At 63.4% G+C, this 19,290-nt stretch carries 11 protein-coding genes and 2 pseudogenes; 7 read left to right on the top strand and 6 right to left on the bottom strand.

The window, feature by feature from the left end:
* Window positions 1-190: 190 nt before the first annotated feature.
* The 7 genes and pseudogenes from ACQVLG_RS30180 to ACQVLG_RS30150 all read left to right on the top strand — a co-directional run.
* Window positions 191-895, top strand: a pseudogene (locus ACQVLG_RS30180) (POTRA domain-containing protein); the annotation flags it as partial.
* A 158-nt stretch (window positions 896-1,053) separates the two neighbouring features.
* Window positions 1,054-1,803: a ShlB/FhaC/HecB family hemolysin secretion/activation protein gene (locus ACQVLG_RS30175; RefSeq protein WP_474292219.1), complete on the top strand. Its 750-nt coding sequence runs from the start codon at window positions 1,054-1,056 to the stop codon at window positions 1,801-1,803.
* A 16-nt stretch (window positions 1,804-1,819) separates the two neighbouring features.
* Window positions 1,820-9,430: a YDG domain-containing protein gene (locus tag ACQVLG_RS30170; RefSeq protein ID WP_474292217.1), complete on the top strand. Its 7,611-nt coding sequence runs from the start codon at window positions 1,820-1,822 to the stop codon at window positions 9,428-9,430.
* Between the two features lie 7 nt (window positions 9,431-9,437).
* Complete coding sequence (locus tag ACQVLG_RS30165; RefSeq protein ID WP_474292216.1) at window positions 9,438-10,160, top strand: FecR family protein; 723 nt, start codon at window positions 9,438-9,440, stop codon at window positions 10,158-10,160.
* A 91-nt stretch (window positions 10,161-10,251) separates the two neighbouring features.
* Entirely contained in the window at window positions 10,252-12,687 is a 2,436-nt protein-coding gene (locus ACQVLG_RS30160; protein WP_474292214.1) for a heavy metal translocating P-type ATPase, read from the top strand.
* 1 nt (window position 12,688) lies between these two features.
* Window positions 12,689-13,108: a Cu(I)-responsive transcriptional regulator gene (gene cueR, locus ACQVLG_RS30155; RefSeq protein ID WP_474292212.1), complete on the top strand. Its 420-nt coding sequence runs from the start codon at window positions 12,689-12,691 to the stop codon at window positions 13,106-13,108.
* Window positions 13,109-13,129: 21 nt separating this feature from the next.
* Complete coding sequence (locus ACQVLG_RS30150) at window positions 13,130-13,858, top strand: glutathione S-transferase (protein ID WP_474292210.1); 729 nt, start codon at window positions 13,130-13,132, stop codon at window positions 13,856-13,858.
* A gap of 49 nt (window positions 13,859-13,907) precedes the next feature.
* Here ACQVLG_RS30150 and ACQVLG_RS30145 read toward each other — a convergent pair whose 3' ends face one another.
* The 6 genes and pseudogenes from ACQVLG_RS30145 to ACQVLG_RS30120 form a co-directional block, all read right to left on the bottom strand.
* Window positions 13,908-14,108, bottom strand: coding sequence for a heavy-metal-associated domain-containing protein (locus ACQVLG_RS30145; RefSeq protein ID WP_230541085.1), 201 nt, complete (start codon window positions 14,106-14,108; stop codon window positions 13,908-13,910).
* A gap of 82 nt (window positions 14,109-14,190) precedes the next feature.
* On the bottom strand, window positions 14,191-15,132 hold the full coding sequence (locus ACQVLG_RS30140) for a bestrophin family protein (RefSeq protein WP_230541084.1): 942 nt from the start codon (window positions 15,130-15,132) through the stop codon (window positions 14,191-14,193).
* 268 nt (window positions 15,133-15,400) lie between these two features.
* Entirely contained in the window at window positions 15,401-15,814 is a 414-nt protein-coding gene (yidD, locus tag ACQVLG_RS30135; RefSeq protein WP_474292209.1) for a membrane protein insertion efficiency factor YidD, read from the bottom strand.
* A 60-nt stretch (window positions 15,815-15,874) separates the two neighbouring features.
* Window positions 15,875-16,549, bottom strand: a complete 675-nt coding sequence (locus ACQVLG_RS30130) for a site-2 protease family protein (protein WP_474292208.1) — start codon at window positions 16,547-16,549, stop codon at window positions 15,875-15,877.
* A gap of 139 nt (window positions 16,550-16,688) precedes the next feature.
* On the bottom strand, window positions 16,689-18,494 hold the full coding sequence (locus tag ACQVLG_RS30125; RefSeq protein ID WP_474292206.1) for a PhoH family protein: 1,806 nt from the start codon (window positions 18,492-18,494) through the stop codon (window positions 16,689-16,691).
* Window positions 18,495-18,780: 286 nt separating this feature from the next.
* Window positions 18,781-19,202, bottom strand: a pseudogene (locus ACQVLG_RS30120) (peroxiredoxin).
* Window positions 19,203-19,290 lie beyond the last annotated feature (88 nt).

Below are 19,290 nucleotides of genomic sequence, written 5' to 3'. Positions count from 1 at the left end.
AAAAACTCCCATGGCGGCTTTTTTCAGCATTCCGCGCGCTGTTTGTTGCGTTGCGATAAAAATCAGGGAGAAATGTTAGAAATTTCTGACTGGAAACTAAAAGCCGTCTAAAATTTGTCTTCAATCCATTGCCGGACACGCTGGCGCCTGCGGGCCGCGCGCTTGTCCGGTTACACAAGAAATCCTTCACATGACATATCGTTTGGTGCACCTGCTTGCGGGTTCCGCGCTGCTGTTCGCCGTCGGCGCCGCCGGTGCTGCCGTTTCCATGGATGAAGCTGCTCCTGCCACGCAGGAGGACGGCGTGCCGCGCTTCGAGATCCGCCGCTTCGACGTCCAGGGCAATACCCTGCTCACGTCCGCGCAGGTGCAAGCCTTGCTGGCGCCTTTTACGGGAGTACGGCGCGATTTTTCCGACATCGCCCGCGCCGTCGAGGCGCTGGAGGCGGCTTACCGCGGGCGTGGCTACAGCGCCGTGCAGGTGCAACTGCCGGAACAGGAACTGGAACGGGGTGTGGTGCGCCTGAGCGTGCTGCAAACGCCGCTTGGCAAGCTCGCCATCAGCGGCAACATCTACGTTGACGAGGCCAACGTGCGGCGCGCCTTGCCGTCCATGCGCGAAGGCGAGACGCCGAACTTGCCGGCCCTGTCGCAAAGCCTGAAGCTGGCCAATGAAAACCCGGCGCGCAAGATCGAAGTGCGCCTGCAGGCCGACGAGCCGGCGGGCGCCATCGATGCCATCGTCACGGTGGCCGATGAAAAGCCGTGGAAGGCCATGCTCAACGTGGACAATACGGGCAATGCGCAGACGGGCAAGACGCACGTGGGCGTGGTGCTGCAGCATGCCAACCTGTTCGGCCGCGACCACGTCGCCAGCCTGCAATACACGAGCAGCCTGGAAAAGCCGGACAAGGTGGGCGTGTATGGCGCCGGCTATCACTTGCCGCTGTATGCGCTGGGCGACTCGATGGATTTTTTTGCCAGCTATTCGAACGTCGACTCTGGCAATATTGTGGCAGGCATTGAGGATCTGCCGTCAGTGGCCAGGGCAGCATGGCCGGCATCCGCTACAACCAGAACTTTGCCCGCAGCGGCGATTTCGAACCCAAGCTCGTGTACGGCGTCGATTACAAGGCGTACCGCAACAGCATGCATTGGTCTGGTCTTAAAATTGGCGGCGCCGACGTCACCGTGCATCCGCTCAGCGTCAGCTACATCGGCAGCTGGACCGTGCCCACGGGCGAGACCAGCGTGGCCGTCACCTTCGCGCACAATATTCCCGGTGGCAAGCATGGCGCGCAAGCCGATTTCGACCGCGTGCGCGCGCATGCCAAGGCGGCCTATAACACGGTGCGCCTGAGTGCCAGCTTGGGGCGCGTGCTGGATGGCGACTGGCAATGGCGCACGCTCGTCAATGCGCAACTCACGCCGGACGCGCTGGTGCCGGGCGAGCAGTTCGGCGCCGGCGGCGCCGCGTCCGTGCGCGGCTTTGCCGAGCGCGAGGTATCGAATGATTCCGGCGCCAGCCTGAACCTGGAACTGTACACGCCGAACTGGTGCGGCCAGGCGCTCGGTTACCAGTGCCGCGCGCTGGCCTTCTATGACACGGCCTGGCTGCGGCGCAACCATGCGCTGCCCGGCGAAAGCGCGTCGCAAGGCATCAGCAGCGGCGGACTCGGCTTGCGTTTGCTGTTGAGCCGCTACGCCAATCTGCAACTCGATTACGCCCATGTCGTCAATGGCGGCGACACGGGGCAGCGGGGCGCCAACCGCCTGCATTTCCGCCTCGCCTTGGCCTACTAGCATCAGGATGAACACCATGCACAACCACGTCCAGCACGCCTCCGCTTTCATCCTGACGCCATCCTTTTCATTACCCCATGCGCTACCGCTGCGCCGCACGGCGCTGGCGCTGCTGCTGGCCGGCTGTTTCGGCGCCGCGCAGGCCAACCCCGCCTTGCCGCAGGTGGTCAACGGACAGGCGACGTTCAACCAGCAGGGCAATATCTTCTCGATCACGAACACGCCCAACACCATCATCAACTGGCAGAGCTTTTCCATTCATGCGGGCGAAATCACGCGCTTCATCCAGCAAAACGGCAATAGCGCCGTGCTCAACCGCATCACGGGACAAGACCCCAGCAAGATCCTCGGCAGCCTCGAATCGAACGGCAAGGTCTTCCTGATCAACCCGAACGGCATCGTCTTCGGCCAGGGCGCGAAAGTGGACGTGAATGGCCTGGTGGCATCGAGCCTGGGCATGACGAACGAGGATTTTCTGTCCAGCAAGCGCCAGTTCACGGCGGGGGCCATCGCCGGCGGCGTCGCCAATGCGGGCACGATCAACGCCGGCAAGGGCGGGCAAGTGCTGCTGATCGCGCCGAACGTGGAAAACACGGGCATCATCACGGCGCCGAATGGCGAAGTGATCCTGGCGGCCGGGCGCAGCGTGCAGCTGGCCGATCCCGGCAATCCGCAATTGCGCGTGCTGGTCTCGGCACCGAGCGACCAGGCGCTGAACCTGGGCCAGATCATCGCCCAGGGCGGCAGCATCGGCATGGCCGGCGCGCTGGTCAGCCAGCGCGGCGTACTCAACGCCAACAGCGCCGTCGTCGGCGAGAACGGCAGGATCGTGCTCAAGGCCAGCGGCAAGGCGCTGCTCGAAGCGGGCAGCGTCACCAGCGCCACGGGCGCGGCCGGCAAGGGCGGCGACATCCGGGTACTCGGTGAACAGGTGGGGCTGCTGGGCAATGCGAAAGTCGACGCCAGCGGCGCCGCGGGCGGCGGTACGGTCTTGCTGGGTGGCGACTACCAGGGCAAGAACGCGGCCGTGCAGAATGCGCGGCAAGTACTCGTCGGCAAGGATGCCAGCGTCAATGCGGATGCGATTGTCAGTGGCAACGGCGGCAAGGTCATCGCCTGGGGCAATGAATCGGCCCAGGTGCACGGCAGCATTTCCGCGCGCGGCGGGGCGCAGGGCGGCAACGGCGGCTTCGTGGAAACGTCCGGCCATTACCTGGCCGTCGACGGCATCCGCGTCAATACCAGCGCGGCGCGCGGCAAGCGCGGCAACTGGCTGCTCGATCCTTACGATATCACCATCGTCGCCGGTTCGGGCGGCCAGCTGAGCAACTTCGACCAGTTCGCCGACGCGCCGTCGACCGGCAACGCCAACATCGGCGCCGACCTGATTTCCGGTGCCAGCAGCGACGTCACCTTGCAGGCCCTGCGTCGCATCAATTTCAACAGCGCCATCAACATCACGCAGCAAGGGGTGGGCTTGACGGCGCAGGCGGGCGAGATCATCAATGTCAACGCGCCCATTACCACCAATGGCGGCCATATCACGCTGTCGGCCAACGATGCGGCTGCGGGCCTGGCCTATGGCGTCGGCTCGAACGTGAACCTGAACGCGGCGCTGGGCAGCGGCAATGGCGACGTCAGGCTGTCCGGCGCCGGCGTCACTTTCGGCGTCGGCTCGGTCAATGTCGGTAACGGCAACCTGGTCTTGCGCGCGAATGTCGCCGGTGGTTCCATCGACCTGACGGGTAGCGGCGATCAACTGCTGGGCAGCGGCGTCACCGGCCAGACGGTGCTGCTGGAGGCGGACAACATCAGCATCAACGGCGCCATCAATGTTGGCGGCGCCGCTGGCAATGCCGGCGTGACCGTGCAGGCGTTCAGCGCGGGACGGCAGATCGTGCTGGGCGACAAGGCCGGCAGCGGCCTGCGCCTGACAAATGCCGAACTGAACCGCATCGCTGCCGGCAGCGTGCATATCGGCAACGCCACCGGCGGCGACCTGACGGTGGAGCAGGCGATCGACCTGGCGATTGTCGCGGCGGGCGGCGGCGTGAAAAACCTGGTGCTTGAAAGCGGCGGCAATGTGCTCGTATCGAACACGCTGGCGCTGCGCCAGGACGGCGGCAGCATCGCCGCCACGGCTGCTGGCTTGCTGTCGGTCGCCAGCGGCGGCGGCCTGTCCGCCGGAGCAGTCAAGCTGGTCGCCGACAATATGAGTCTGGACGGTGGCGCGCAATCGATAGCGGCCACGGCGGGCGGCAGCGTCAGCCTGAACCGCCTTTCCAGCATGGGCACGATCACCCTGGGTGCGGGGGCGGCGGACAGTGCCAACAGCCTGGGCCTGAGCGAAGCGGAATTGAAAACCATCAGCGCCGGTACCGTCCAGGTGGGCGGCGGCAGTTTTGCCGGGGTCGTGAATCTCATGGGCGCGCTGGACCTGGCGTCGCAAGGCGAGCTGAACCAACTTGTGCTGCGCACAGGCGGGAATATCAACCTGAACGGCCCCCTCAGCGTGGCGCAGGGCCTGACCCTGGCTTCCGGCGGCAACGTCAGCGCGAGCGGCGCCGTCAGCGTGGGGGGCGACTTCCTGCTCGATGGCGGCCGCTGGGTGCAGAACGGCGCCAGCCTGCCCGGGTTTTCCGCGCGCGGCTTCAGCATTGCGCAGGGGAGTTTCCTGCGCGCGAGCGGTGGCGACGGCGGCTCGTCCTCGCCCTATCTGATCGCCGATATGTATGGCTTGCAAGGCATCGGCAGCCTTGGCCTCGGAGACAGCTATCGCCTGGCCGGCAATATCGACGCCAGCGGCACCGTGAACTGGAACAGTGGCCAGGGTTTTGTGCCGATTGGCGGCAGCGGCAGCGGTTTTTCCGGCGTATTCGATGGCGCCGGATTTACCCTCAGCAATTTGACGATCGACCGCAGCCAGCTGCCCGGTTCGGCGGCTGGCCTGTTTGGCACCGTCCAGGGCGGCACCTTGCGCAATCTGACCCTGAGCGGCGGCAGCGTCGCCGGCAGGGCAAACGTGGGTGCGCTGGCGGGCAATGTTGTCAGCGGTACTATCGACGGCGTGAACAGCAGCATGGCCGTCAGCGGCCAGAGCAATGTCGGCGGCCTGGTGGGCAGCAATGGCGGCGCCATCACGAGATCCGCCAGCAGCGGCGCCGTCACCGGCGTGAATGCCGATGGCGGCGGCGCCATCGGCGGCCTGGCCGGATGGAATGCATCCGGCGCCAGCATCGCGACGTCGTATGCCACCGGAGTGGTGACGGGCGCGCGCGAGATGATCGGCGGCCTCGTCGGCAACAACCAGGGCGCGCTGAGTCAATCTTATGCCACCGGCAAGGTCAGCGGCGCGCGCAGCATCGGCGGCCTGGTGGGCCTGAACGGCGGCAGTATCAATGATGCGTATGCCAGCGGCGCCGTGGGCCGGGCCGCCAATGCCGATTCCATCTTGCCCTGGGAAAACATGGGCGGGCTGGTCGGTGAAAGCACGGGCAGCGTCAGCCATGTCTTCAGCAGCGGCGCCGTGACCGGCAGCGGCTATGCGGCCGTGGGCGCGGTGGCCGGCCACGTGGCAACCGGTTCGCCGTTCGCCTATGGCTTTTTCAATTATGAAACGTCGCTGGTACTGAGCGATGGCGGCGGCTCCAGCGGCCGCAGCACGGCGCAGATGCAGCAGCAAGGCAGCTTCAACGACTACAATTTCAACAGCGTATGGCGTATCTACGAAGGCTACACGACGCCGATGCTGAAGGCTTTCCTGAAGCCGCTGCAGGTGAACCTCTCGGGCAATGCCGCAGGCAAGGTCTACGATGGCCAGCTGGCAGCCTTCCTCGGTTCGATCGGCTATGTCGGGTTGCTCGACGGAGATACGGGCGTGAATGGCAGCCTCGGCTACGGTAACGCGCGCAACGTGGGCAGCTATGCGGCGACGGGCCTGTGGTCGACCAAGTACGACATCACCATGGGCGGTACGACCACCTTCGCCATCACGCCGCGCGCGCTGACGGTGAGTCTCGGCGGCAATGGCAAGGTCTATGACGGCACCCTGGGCTACGATGGCGCCAGTTTTGTGCTGGGCAATGTGGTGGCAGGCGACAACCTCAGTATCAGTGGCAGCGCCGCCTTCCTCGACAAGAATGCGGGCAGCGGCAAGGCCGTGCATGCCAGTGGCCTGGTCCTGGGCGGCAATGAACTTGGCAACTACAGTCTGGCCGCGACCACGCTGGAGGGCACGGCGGACATCACGGCGCGCTTGCTGAACTATGGCGTCACGGGCGCGCAGAGCCGTGTCTATGACGGCAGCTTGCAAACCGGCCTGAACGGCTACTTCGAAGGCCTGGTGACGGGCGATCAGGTCGCCATGGCCGGCTTGCTGGGCAGTTTCCGCGACAAGCATGCCGGTACTGGCAAAGTGGTCGATTATCAGGTGGCGACGGGCCACCTCACGGGTGCCGACGCGGGCAACTATGTGCTCAACGGAAATGCTGGCAGTACCACGGCGGACATCACGGCGCGCACCCTGAATGTGAGTTTTAACGGCATCAACAAGACCTATGACGGCACGACGGGCGCGCAAGTGAACTTTGGCGACGACCGCCTGCAGGGCGACGCCTTGAGCGTGAGCGGCAATGCCGCGTTTGGCAACAAGAATGCGGGTGCCGGCAAGACTGTCACGGTGACGAGCGTGGCGCTGGGCGGCGCCGATGCGGGCAACTATGTGCTCAACGGAAATGCTGGCAGTACCACGGCGGACATCACGGCGCGCACCCTGAATGTGAGTTTTAACGGCATCAACAAGACCTATGACGGCACGACGGGCGCGCAAGTGAACTTTGGCGACGACCGCCTGCAGGGCGACGCCTTGAGCGTGAGCGGCAATGCCGCGTTTGGCAACAAGAATGCGGGTGTCGGCAAGGCTGTCACGGTGACGAACGTGGCGTTGGGCGGCGATGACGCGGGCAACTATGTGCTCAACGGAAATGCTGGCAGCACCACGGCGGACATCACGGCGCGCACCCTGAATGTGAGTTTTAACGGCATCAACAAGACCTATGACGGCACGACGGGCGCGCAAGTGAACTTTGGCGACGACCGCCTGCAGGGCGACGCCTTGAGCGTGAGCGGCAATGCCGCGTTTGGCAACAAGAATGCGGGTGTCGGCAAGACTGTCACGGTGACGAGCGTGGCGCTGGGCGGCGCCGATGCGGGCAACTATGTGCTCAACGGAAATGCTGGCAGTACCACGGCGGACATCACGGCGCGCACCCTGAATGTGAGTTTTAACGGCATCAACAAGACCTATGACGGCACGACGGGCGCGCAAGTGAACTTTGGCGACGACCGCCTGCAGGGCGACGCCTTGAGCGTGAGCGGCAATGCCGCGTTTGGCAACAAGAATGCGGGTGTCGGCAAGGCTGTCACGGTGACGAACGTGGCGTTGGGCGGCGATGACGCGGGCAACTATGTGCTCAACGGAAATGCTGGCAGCACCACGGCGGACATCACGGCGCGCACCCTGAATGTGAGTTTTAACGGCATCAACAAGACCTATGACGGCACGACGGGCGCGCAAGTGAACTTTGGCGACGACCGCCTGCAGGGCGACGCCTTGAGCGTGAGCGGCAATGCCGCGTTTGGCAACAAGAATGCGGGTGTCGGCAAGACTGTCACGGTGACGAGCGTGGCGCTGGGCGGCGATGACGCGGGCAACTATGTGCTGAGCAGCAATGCGGGCAGCACCACGGCCGACATCGGCGCACGCGCACTCAACCTGTCCGGCGTGGCGAGCAACAAAGTCTACGATGGCACGACGGGTGCGCAGCTGAGCCTGGGCGATGACCGTATCGGCGGCGACAGCTTGACGGCCTCCGCAGTGGCCAACTTTGCGGACAAGAACGCGGGTGCGGGCAAGGCAGTGCAACTGAGCGGCGTAGCGCTGACGGGCGCCGATGCAGGCAATTACTTTATCGTCTTGCCGACAGGTTTGCTGGCCAGCATCACGCCCGCCAGCCTGACCCTGGCAGGTTTGAGTGCTGCCGGCAAGGTGTATGACGGCACGACTTCCGCGACGGTCAGCGCGTCGGCGAACGGCGTGCTGGGCCAGGACATGGTCAGCGTGGTGGGCGGCAGCGGCAGTTTTGCCGACAAGAACGCGGGTGCGGGCAAGCTGGTAACGGCCAGCGGCTTCCGCCTGGCGGGCGCCGACGCGGGCAACTACACTTTGGAAACAACGGGCGGCACGACGCAGGCAACGATTGCGCAAAAGCAATTGTCGACCTGGATCGGCAGCGGCAACGGTTTGTGGAGCGATGCCGCCAACTGGGATGGCGGCGTGGTGCCGGAAGGCGCGAACGTGCTGGCAGTAGACTTTTCCCGCAGCAACGGCATCGTCACCTACAGCGCGGCGGCCGGCAGCACCATCCTGAAAAACCTGACTTCCGCGACGGGTTTGCTGTTGACGGGCGGCAGCCTGACCCTTGGAGACAGCGCGCTGGACCTCTCCGTGCTGAGCGGACTGGCCGGACTGGAAATCGACGGCGGCAGCTTGCTGCTGAACGGCAGCCTGTCGGCGGACCGCTACGCGCAAGGCGGCGGTGTGCTGAGTGGCAACGGTAACTTGCTCGTCGCGAACAGTTTTAATCAGACTGCCGGCGCCATCCGGCTGGCCGGCCAGCTGGCCATCACGCAGGCGGCTGGCGATTTGCGCTTCGCCAGCCTGGCGGCGAAGGAAGTACGCTTGAGCGCCCTGAACGGCGCCATCGGCCAGGACGGTGCGCTGCTTGCCAGCAACCTGACTGCGCAGGCGCGCGACGGCATCGTGTTGAGTAATGCGGGCAATCAGGTAAGCAGTTTTACCGCTAGCAATAGTGCAGGGGGCGGCATTGCGCTGAACAATACCTCGGCGCCGGGCATCTTGACCTTGGGAACACTGACCACTGGTGCGGGCAATATCGCCATCGACAACACGGGCGGCGTCATGGCCGGAAATATCGATGCGAATGGCGGCAATGTGAGCGTGAAGGCGCACAGCCCCGTCACTGTCGACGGCAAGATCGCGGGCAATGACATCGCGCTCGATGCCAGCACGGACGTGCTGCTGGGCGATGGCGCGCAGTTGCTGGCGGTACGCGACATCAGCCTGGCGGCGGGACGCGACATCAGTATCAAAGGCAACTCCCGCGTGGTCAGCGGCGGCAATTTTATCGCCAGCGCGCAAGGCAATGTGCGCTTTGCGGACACGGCAAGTTTCATTTTGCCGGTAGCGGCCAGCATGAGCGTGCTGGCAAGAACGGGCAGCATCACGGGCGACTCGGGTGTGCGCATCAACCGCCAGCGCAGCGGCGTGACCCTGCTGGCGCCGACCGGCACGGTAAATATGGCGGACGCCATCTTCCTGCCCGCCACGACCGTCGAGCAGCCCGTGATCGACGCCGCCACGAGCCTGGCCATCAATGACGCCTTGCGCATTATCAAGCAGGCCGACCATGCCAACGCCCCGCTCGCTTCCAAACTGCCAGCCAAGCCTGCTGACAAGGTGACGGATGACAAGGATGTTATCGATGCCACAGATAAACCGACAGGATACAAATACGATGATGCCGCTAAAAAAATGTACTGCAATTAAGGCCTTCTTGTGGCTGGCCCTGATGTGCGTGGGCGCCCACGCCTGGGCCGGCCAGGTGGCCGGTACCGTCATGCAATTGAGCGGTCCGCTGATGGCGAAAAAGGCTGATGGAAAGGTGAAATTACTGGCCATCAGGTCCGAAGTCGAGCAGGGCGACACCTTGCTGACGGAAAAAGAGACCTATGCCTTGATCAAGCTGATCGACAATAGCGAAATCACCCTGAAACCGAATACCAGTTTCGTGATCGAGCAATTCAGCTACACGGCCGAGCAGCCCGATGGCGACCACGCCGTCTTCAGCCTGCTCAAGGGCGGCTTGCGTTCCGTCACGGGCTTGCTGGGCAAGCGCAACAAGGAGCGCTTCGAGATGAAGACGCCGGCCGCCACCATCGGCATTCGCGGCACGACTTTCATTGCCAGCTATGTGCCGCCGGCGGCACCTGGCGGGCCAGCACTGCCCAATGCACCGGCGCCCGTGGCGCTGCCACCCGGTTTGTATGTGCAGGTGCTCGATGGCCTGATTCATGTGACGAATCCAGCGGGTACAAGTAATTTTGCTGCCGGGCAATTTGGTTTTACGCCCAACTTCAGGCAGCCGCCCGCCCCCCCCTTGCCCGTCAACCCCGGCATCCCATTCACGCCGCCGCCGGTCTTTTCATCGTCGTCACCGGGCCCAGGCAGCGCGGCAGGCGGCAGCAAGCCTGCCACCATCGACTGCGTGGTGCGCTAAGGTGTGCTGCAGGCTGAAATAGGGCTTGACCTTCCCATCATGGGATAGCAGATCCTGTACATATTAGTTAATCTTTCGTACAGGATATGCCATGAACCAGAGTGCACTCGCTCCCGCCGCTTCCCCTCCCGCCGCCGCGCACGCGCAGGCGCTGGCCATCGAAGGCATGAGCTGCGCCTCCTGCGTGGGCCGCGTGGAAAAGGCCCTGGCCGCCGTGCCGGGCGTGACCCAGGCCAGCGTCAACCTGGCCACTGAAGTGGCCAAAATCAGTTCCGATACGCCGATTCCCCTGGCCACCTTGCAGGCGGCCGTGGAAAAGGCCGGCTACACGGTGGCGCAGCGCGAGATCGACCTCAATATCGCCGGCATGACGTGCGCCTCTTGCGTGGGCCGGGTGGAAAAAGCCTTGCTGAAAGTGCCGGGCGTGCTGCTTGCCAGCGTCAACCTGGCCACGGAAAGCGCGCGCATCAAGGTGACGGGCGGCGTGGAAGCGGGTACCCTGATCGCCGCCATCGACAAGGCCGGCTATGCCGCCACGGTGCCCGCCGCCAGCCAGGCCAGCGCGCCCATTGCCGCACCGAACCGCGACGGCCTGAAAGTGGCGTTCGCGGCCGTGCTGGCCTTCCCCCTGATGCTGCCCATGCTGCTGGAATGGGCCGGCATCCATCTGATGCTGCCCGGCGCTCTGCAATTCGTCCTGGCCACGCCCGTGCAGTTTTACTTTGGCGCGCGTTTCTACAAGGCGGGCTGGAAGGCGGCCCGTGCCGGCAGCGGCAACATGGACTTGCTGGTGGCACTGGGGACGAGCGCCGCGTATGGCTTGTCCGTCTATCAATGGCTGACGGCGGGCGAAATGCTGCCGCACCTGTACTTCGAGGCGTCGGCCGTCGTCATCACCTTGGTGTTGCTGGGCAAATGGCTGGAAAGCCGCGCCAAGCGCCAGACGGCCTCGGCCATCCGCGCGCTGCAGGTCTTGCGTCCGGAATCGGCGCGCGTGCGCCGCGACGGCGTCGAGATCGATTTGCCAGTGGAACAGGTGAAAGTGGGCGACCTGGTGGTCATCCGCCCCGGCGAGCGGGTGGCCGTCGATGGCGTGGTGGTGGAAGGCGCCAGCCAGGTCAACGAGTCGCTGATCACGGGTGAAAGCTTGCCAGTCGATAAGCATCCGGGCGACAAGGTGACGGGCGGCGCCATCAATGCCGATGGCTTGTTGCTGGTGCGCACGCAAGCCGTGGGTGGCGAGACGACCTTGTCGCGCATCATCCGCCTGGTGGAAGATGCGCAGGCGGCCAAGGCGCCGATTCAGCACCTGGTCGACAAGGTCAGCGCCATCTTCGTGCCCGTGGTGCTGGTGCTGGCGCTGCTGACCATGCTGGGCTGGTGGTTCGCGACCGGCGAACTGGAAAACGCCATCATCAATGCCGTGGCCGTGCTGGTCATTGCCTGCCCATGTGCGCTGGGCCTGGCCACGCCGACGGCCATCATGGCCGGTACGGGCGTGGCCGCCCGTTACGGCATTTTGATCAAGGATGCGGAAGCGCTGGAAGTGGCGCACGCCGTCAATACCGTCGTGTTCGACAAGACGGGCACCCTGACGGTAGGCAAGCCTGCCCTGGCGGCCCTGCATGCGCACGGCATCGACGATGCCCGGCTGTTGCAGCTGGCGGCCAGCATCCAGCGCGGCAGCGAACACAGCCTGGCGACGGCCGTGCTGGATGCAGCTGGCGCGCGCCACATCGAACCCTTGCCGGCCACGGCCTTGTCGGCCTTGCCGGGCCGCGGCCTGGCGGCCCAGGTCGATGGCCTGGACCTGAAACTGGGCAGCACGCGCCTGATGCAGGAGTTGCACGTGGATATGGCGCCGCTGGCGGCACAGGCCTTGTCGCTGGAAAACACGGGCAACACGATTTCGTGGCTGGCCTCGGGAACACAATTGCTGGGACTGTTCGCCTTTAGCGACCAGGTCAAGCCGAATGCGCAGGCGGCCATTGCCCATTTGCACAGTTTAGGCATCCGCACGGTGATGTTGACGGGGGACAACCAGGGCAGCGCCGACGCCGTCGGCAAGGCCCTGGGCATCGACACGGTGGCGGCGAAAATGCTGCCGGCCGATAAAACCGCTAAAATTGTTGCGCTGAAAGGCGAAGGCGCGAAAGTGGCCATGGTGGGCGACGGCATCAACGATGCGCCCGCGCTGGCCGCTGCCGACGTGGGCATCGCCATGTCGACGGGCACGGACGTGGCCATGCACGCGGCCGGCATCACGCTGATGCGCGGCGATCCGGCCCTGGTGGCGGACGCCATCGATATCTCGCGCCGCACCTACAGCAAGATACGGCAGAATCTGTTCTGGGCCTTCATTTATAACCTGATCGGCATTCCGCTGGCCGCCTTCGGTTTGCTCAACCCCATGGTGGCGGGCGCGGCGATGGCCTTCAGTTCCGTCAGCGTGATCAGCAATGCCCTGTTGCTGCGCCGCTGGAAAGCCCGCAGTCATGCAGGCAGCGCGCATACCAAGGAGTCATAGGATGAATATCGGTCAGGCAGCCAGTGAAACGGGCGTATCGGCAAAAATGATACGCTACTACGAGAGTATTGCCTTATTAAAACCCAGCGCGCGCAGCGACGCCGGCTACCGCATCTACACGCCGAACGACTTGCACGCCTTGCGCTTCATCAAGCGCGGGCGGGGGCTGGGGTTTTCGCTGGAACAGATCCGCGAGCTGCTGTCGCTGTGGCAAAACGACCAGCGCGCCAGCGCGGACGTGAAAGGCATCGCCCTGGCCCATGTCGCGGACCTGAACCAGCGCATCGCCGAACTGACGGAAATGCGCGACACCCTGGCCCATTTGGCGCAATCGTGCCACGGCGACGACAAGCCCGATTGCCCTATCCTGCAAAGCCTGGGGTTGGCCAGCGACACGGAAGCGAAGGCTTGCTGCCATTGAGGTAAATCAACGGAGGTGGGTATGGCTTACGAACTGTACTACTGGCCTACGATACAGGGGCGCGGCGAATTCATCCGCCTGGCCCTGGAAGAGGCGGGCGCCGACTACCGCGACATCGCCCGTTTGCCTGAACGCAAGGGCCAAGGCGTTCCCGCCATGCTGGCCTGCCTCGATGGCGACGGCACGCCACGGGCCGCCTACGCGCCGCCCGTGTTGCGCGACGGCGACTTGCTGATCGGCCAGACCAGCAATATCCTGCTGTACCTGGGCCGGCGCCTGGGCCTGGCGCCGCGCGCGGAAAGCGGGCGTTTGTGGCTGAACCAGCTGCAACTGACGATGGCCGACTGGCTGACGGAAGTGCACGATACGCATCACCCGCTGTCGATGAATCAATATTATGAGGAACAGAAACAGGCGGCCCTGTTGCGCAGCGCGGATTTCCGTTCCACGCGCCTGCCAAAATTTCTCGATTATTTCACCCAGGTCCTGCTGAATAATCGCAGCCGGGGCCAGTATCTGGTGGGCGCGCGGCTCACGTACGGCGACCTGTCGCTGTTCCAGATGCTGGCCGGCTTGCGTTATGCGTTTCCGCAAGCCATGGCGCGCCTGGCACCCGAATATCCCTTCCTGTCCGAGTTGCACGATACGGTGGCGGCGCGGCCGAACATCGCCCGCTACCTGCGGTCGAAGCGCAGAATCGCCTTCAATGAGGAAGGCATCTTCCGCCATTACCCCGAACTGGACGGGTAAATGAAAACAGCCGGCGCAAAGGCCGGCTGTCTCGATACTGCTGTGGTTGTTATTGCGCGCTGGTAACGGGGTAGCCCGCTTCCACGATGGCGGCGCTGATGGCGCCCAAGTCGGCGGGAGATTCCACCGTGACACGCTTGCTGGCCAGGTCGATCTGCACCTGAGCTTGCGGATCGATGGCTTGCACCGCTTTCGTGACCGAGCCGACGCAATGGCCGCAGCTCATGTTTTCAACTTGTAACTGATACATGGCAAGCACTCCTTGAATGATTAAGTGCCTCCACTGTAATCCTTGCCCCGGTGGGAAGGTCAAGCGGAAGCGTTGTCGCGTATTAATGGAGGAGGAAGTCGACGGCTTGCATGGGCGGCGGCACCTTGTCATCCTGCACAGATTCGCGCAAGCTGATGTCGATGGCGCGGCACATGGCCGACAGCGGCAGATCGTTGGCATCTTCGCCGAACGGCTCCTCGATCTCGTCGCCCAAGGCATCGAGGCCGAAGAAGGTGTAGGCGACGATGGCGACGACGAACGGCGTCATGAAACCGAGCGAGTCGACCAGGCCGAAGGGCAGCAGGAAACAGTACAGATAGGCCGTGCGGTGCAGCAGCAGCGAATACGAAAACGGAATCGGCGTGCTGCGGATGCGTTCGCACGAAGCGCCCGCCGCTACCATGGCCGAGATCGTGTTATCGATCTGTGCCGTGAGGATGCTGTCGATGCGGCCTTGCCCGACGCAGTCGGCCAGGTCGTGGCCCATCTGCAGCATCAGGTAGTCGGATGGATTCGATGCCTGGCAAGCCGCTTCCCATTCTGCCGGGCGCAGCAGCGGCTGCAAGTCGGCCGGTCCGCGCGTGTCGCGCAGCTGGTGGCGCAGCGCATGGCAAAAGGCAATGGTGCGGTAAATCATGCGCACGCGCACGTCTTCCAGGCCCAGCCTGGCGTGGGCCGGCGTGTCGCTGCGGATCATGGTCTGGCACTGGCGCGAGAAATTACGGCTACGCAAGACCAGTTCGCCCCACAGCTTGCGCGCTTCCCAGTAGCGGTCGTAGGCGGCCGTGTTGCGAAAGCCCAGGAAGATAGCCAGCGGCAAGCCGATCAGCGTAAACGGGATGGTGGTGAGGATGACCTTGTGGTCGAACAAGGTGCCGTGACACCAGGTGACGAGGGTGGCGATCAGGGTATTGACGATGAGCGTGGTGCGGATGCGCGGCAGAACGGAGCCGCGTACCACGAGGAACAGCCGCAGCGCCGAAGGACGCTCGCGCACGATCATGCTGGTCTCCCTGCCGGGTGCCGGACAAGCGGCGAAACGCTGGCCCGGCGAGTGATTAAAAATGGGGAAATGCGAAGTGGCAAGTGCCGGGAACAAAAAGCCCGCAGTGCGTGCGGGCTGAGCTGGGTGTGCATGGGAAGCAGTGTAGGGGAGACGGCATGAGTATAGGCCGCAGGCCCGCTTCCAGCCAATTCACAGTGGCGATAGGCGTTATTCATTTTATGAATGAATATTTCGTTTATAACATAAATTCCCGTGTTCGCTGACGTTACTGCCTTTTTTTTTTTCGTCTGGGCCAGTCGCAATCGAGCAAGTCGCATGGATCGCAGGAACAATGCTGGCAGTCCGGCGAGGGAATGTCGCAGTCGCAAAAGCCCGCCTGGGCCAGGTGCCTGCCGTGACGTCGCTGCTGCGGATGCAGTTCCCGATACTGGCGATGGCGCTCGCCGCACGCGCGCAAGCGTCGTTGCAACAAGGGCAAGCCTGCGCGCAAGCCATGCCGCGCGATGACTTTGTAGCCATAGGCGGAGCAACTGTCGCGCCCCGTCAGCACGCGGTAGGCGCAGCGAAAGCCTTTGCGGGGCGACAGGTAGCGCTGGTAGATGCGGATGGCCCACAGGGCCAGGTGCTTGCCGCAGGTGTCGAGTGAGAAAATGCGATCTCCTTGGCCGGTCGCGTTCATTGGATTAGGGCAGTGTTGTCAGCATACGATAGGTATGAAAAAAATAACAGCACCAGCGGCCTAGGCGCCCATGCTTTTCCAGCCATACCAGCCGAATGCCGCCAGCCATGCCAGCATGATCGCCAGTCCCGGCAGCAGCAACCATTTCGTCACGCTCTCTTCCCACGCCACGTAGGGCTGGCCGCCGCGTGCGATGGCCAGCAGCGCCTGTCCGCCGTTCAAGCCGGCAAACGGCAGCAGGTTGAACGCGCACAGCTTCAAGGAAAACAGGGCGAATACCAGCGCAAAGCCGTGCGTGCGAGCAAAGATTTCTCCGTCAGCCAGCAATTGCTGCGCCGTCGACAATGGTGCCAGCGCACCGTCAATGATTTGCCCGAAGGCGGCGATAAAGCGCTCCCAGCCCGAGGCTCCCATGATGCCCAGCGACAAGGCCAGCAGCACGGCCACGCCGCTCAGGGGCAGCAGCACCTGCTTCCACAGCGGCTGGAAATTGTAGGCGTCAAGACAGGGATCGTCGTCATACAAGGTTTCCTCGCGCGTATCTTTCAGTACCAGATTGCCGGCCAGCGGCAGAAGCTTGATGTGGACTTTTCCTCTGGTCAGCAAGGTGGGACCGACGCCGTAGCGGATGCTGCGCACCGTGATGCCGAACAGCCTGGCGCAGGCTGCCATGACGGAAATGTGGAGGAACATGAAGACAATGAAGCAGAGCAGCAACTGCAGGGCGGGATGCATGGGGCGGGTTGTCCAGGAAGAAAGGAGCGGTATTAGAACATGTCGCAGGAAAAAGTTGCGCACATGAAAAAAGCCCCGCCTGCATCGCTGCAGCCGGGGCTTTTGCATGACTGGGACGGCTGACGCCGCCCGCTACAATTTACAGCACTTCGCTGGCGTGATCGGCCAGGCGCGAACGCTCGCCGCGGGCCAGGGTGACGTGGCCGCTGTGGGTCCAGCCCTTGAAACGGTCGACCACGTAGGTCAGGCCGCTCGAGCCTTCCGTCAGGTATGGCGTGTCGATCTGGGCGATGTTGCCCAGGCACAGGATCTTCGTGCCGGGACCGGCGCGCGTGACCAGGGTCTTGACCTGTTTCGGCGTCAAGTTTTGCGCTTCATCAATGATCAGGAACTTGTTGACGAAGGTGCGGCCGCGCATGAAGTTGAGCGACTTGATCTTGATGCGCGAGCGGATCAGGTCTTGCGTTGCGGCACGGCCCCATTCGCCGCCATCGGAGTCGGACTTGTTCAGCACTTCCAGGTTGTCGTCGAAGGCGCCCATCCATGGCGACATCTTTTCTTCTTCCGTGCCCGGCAGGAAACCGATATCTTCGCCGACCGGCACCGTCACGCGGGTGACGATGATCTCATTGTAGAGCTTGGTTTCCAGCACTTGTGCCAGGCCGGCGGCCAGGGCCAGCAGGGTCTTGCCGGTACCGGCCTGGCCCAGCAGGGTGACGAAGTCGCATTCCGGATTCATCAGCAGGTTCAGCGCGAAGTTCTGCTCGCGGTTGCGCGCCGTCACGCCCCACACATTGTTCTTCGTGTGGCTGAAGTCGCGCAGGGTTTGCAGCACGGCCGTCTTGCCGTTGATCTGTTTCACCTGGCCGTAGAACGGCGTTTCGCCGTTTTTCGGTTCCAGGTAGATGAACTGGTTGACCAGCAGCGATGGGATGAACGGGCCCGTCACGCGGTAGAACGTCGAGCTGTAGCCGTTCTTGCTTTCCTGCCACGATTCCATGTCCTTGCCGTGCTTGTTCCAGAAGTCGTCCGGCAATTGCACGATGCCCGAGTACAGCAAGTCCGTGTCTTCCAGCACATGGTCGTTGAAGTAATCTTCGGCCGGCAGGCCCAGGGCGCGCGCCTTGATGCGCATGTTGATGTCTTTCGACACCAGCACGACGGGGCGGCCTTCCTGTTCCGACTCCAGCGAACGCACGACGGCGAGGATCTGGTTGTCGGCCTTACCCACTGGCAAGCCAGCCGGCAGGTCGGCGCTCTGCAGGCGCGTCTGGAAGAACAGACGGCCCTTGGCATCCTTGTTGCCCAGCTTGGACAGCAGGATGCCGTGTTCGATGGCATCGTCATCCGTGTTGCTGATCAGGGCGTCCAGGGTGCGCGACACCTGGCGTGCATTGCGCGCCACTTCCGTCATGCCTTTTTTATGGTTGTCCAGCTCTTCCAGGGTCATCATCGGCAGGTACACATCGTGTTCCTCGAAGCGGAACAGCGACGATGGATCGTGCATCAGCACGTTCGTGTCGAGCACGAACAGCTTGCTGATGCCGCGCTGGTCGGCGGCGCGGCTGGCGGATGACTTGAGCTGCACTTCGACGGGCTTGTGCTTGGCCGGATGCGGCTGCTCGGCCTGCTTGACGGGCTTGATCGGCGTGACCTTGCCTTTTGCCGCCGGCTTGGCTTTTGCCGCAGGCGCGGCAACGGCGGCAGGCGCGGCCGCAACCGGTGCGGGCGTCGGCTTGGCGACCATCAGGGCCGCCACTTGCTTGATCTTCGTGGCCGCATTGCGGACCGGCTTGGCAACTTCGGCGAGCGCCGCTTCAATGACAGGTGCAGCCACTTTCTTGGCTGCCGGGGTTTTGGTGGCCGGGCGCGCCGCGCCTGCGGTTGGGTAATCTTGGGTGGCCAGGATGGTGGCTGGCTTGCTCGGTAATTTTGGCAGTGGCATCAGGATCTCAATCAAAAAAAAGGAATGAATCGCCCATGGGCTGCCAGCTTCTGGCGGCACTACTCATGGGGTGGATGCGGGGGAACAACAATGCTACAAGACGAGAAACTGCCGGAGGGCCGGCAGCATGGCCGGTCATGGACGCCATCGGCGGGCTGCAGGCCCGCCTGACGCAGTGGATGGAGGCGCTTCGTTGACTCAAAATGGCGATAGGTACCGTGAACTGAACTGCGGTTGAACCAGGCTCGCTGGAAGCCGACAACGCGCATTGGATCAAAATGGACGATCAATTCAGATGCGCTACGAATTCCAGCACTTCTTCCACGTGAGTTGCGACCTTCACGCCTCTCCATTCTTTCACCAATCGGCCCTGGGCGTCAATCACAAACGTACTGCGCTCGACGCCGCGGACCGTCTTGCCGTACATCTGTTTCATCTTCATGACGTTAAACAGCAGGCAAACGGCTTCGTCGGGGTCGGAAATGAGCTCGAACGGCAGTTCCAGCTTGGCTTTGAAGCTTCGTGCGAGCGCAGGGAGTCGCGGCTGATGCCGTAGATTTCCACGCCGGCGGCGACGAATTGCGGATACGCGTCGCGGAAGGCGATATTTTCCGTGGTGCAGCCAGGAGTGTTGTCCTTCGGATAGAAAAACAGCACCGTGGCCTTGGCCGGGCGGCCCAGCAACTGAAAAGTTTTGCCGCTGGTCATCGCGGCACTAAAGTCGGGTATGCTAACGAGGGATTGGCTATCAGCCACAGGTTCTCTCCTGAACGGTGATCATCAGCGCTGTTTTTTA

The sequence above is a fragment of the Janthinobacterium sp. TPC_1 genome (assembly GCF_056037845.1).
This window is presented reverse-complemented; position numbering and strand designations above follow the sequence as displayed.

What these genes read in the sequence shown, in the direction of transcription:
- ACQVLG_RS30140 (WP_230541084.1), bottom strand. Translation starts at nt 15,132, where the DNA reads ATGATCGTGCGCGAGCGTCCTTCGGCGCTGCGGCTGTTCCTCGTGGTA.
- ACQVLG_RS30130 (WP_474292208.1), bottom strand. Translation starts at nt 16,549, where the DNA reads ATGCATCCCGCCCTGCAGTTGCTGCTCTGCTTCATTGTCTTCATGTTC.
- ACQVLG_RS30170 (WP_474292217.1), top strand. Translation starts at nt 1,820, where the DNA reads ATGCACAACCACGTCCAGCACGCCTCCGCTTTCATCCTGACGCCATCC.
- cueR (WP_474292212.1), top strand. Translation starts at nt 12,689, where the DNA reads ATGAATATCGGTCAGGCAGCCAGTGAAACGGGCGTATCGGCAAAAATG.
- ACQVLG_RS30125 (WP_474292206.1), bottom strand. Translation starts at nt 18,494, where the DNA reads ATGCCACTGCCAAAATTACCGAGCAAGCCAGCCACCATCCTGGCCACC.
- ACQVLG_RS30145 (WP_230541085.1), bottom strand. Translation starts at nt 14,108, where the DNA reads ATGTATCAGTTACAAGTTGAAAACATGAGCTGCGGCCATTGCGTCGGC.
- yidD (WP_474292209.1), bottom strand. Translation starts at nt 15,814, where the DNA reads ATGAACGCGACCGGCCAAGGAGATCGCATTTTCTCACTCGACACCTGC.
- ACQVLG_RS30150 (WP_474292210.1), top strand. Translation starts at nt 13,130, where the DNA reads ATGGCTTACGAACTGTACTACTGGCCTACGATACAGGGGCGCGGCGAA.
- ACQVLG_RS30160 (WP_474292214.1), top strand. Translation starts at nt 10,252, where the DNA reads ATGAACCAGAGTGCACTCGCTCCCGCCGCTTCCCCTCCCGCCGCCGCG.
- ACQVLG_RS30175 (WP_474292219.1), top strand. Translation starts at nt 1,054, where the DNA reads ATGGCCGGCATCCGCTACAACCAGAACTTTGCCCGCAGCGGCGATTTC.